Annotated in this window: 1 protein-coding gene; it reads right to left on the bottom strand. The window is 71.3% G+C overall.

Translation table 11 applies throughout. The features are described from left to right. On the bottom strand, window positions 1-223 hold a 223-nt coding region (locus tag ACLNEE_RS17190; protein ID WP_411425358.1), incomplete at both ends, for an anti-sigma factor.

Below are 223 nucleotides of genomic sequence, written 5' to 3'. Positions count from 1 at the left end.
GTTGATCCCCGCCGGGCCGGAGGGGCTCCAGGCTGATGCTCAGCCGGCTGGCATGGCTGGAGGGTTCGCTGGGAATCGGCATCGCCACGACGCCGTCGTTGTCGGGGACGAACTGGACGCATCCCACCTGGCGCCCGTCCACCTCGGCCCAGAGCCGGTAGACGTGCTGGGGCGGTGCCGGCGGCAGCCCCTTGAGGCGCAGCAGGTTGTAGCCCTGATCCGC

Source organism: Aphanothece stagnina RSMan2012 (genome assembly GCF_046764815.1).
In the GTDB taxonomy this organism is placed as follows: Bacteria; Cyanobacteriota; Cyanobacteriia; order PCC-6307; family Cyanobiaceae; genus NIES-981.
This window is presented reverse-complemented; position numbering and strand designations above follow the sequence as displayed.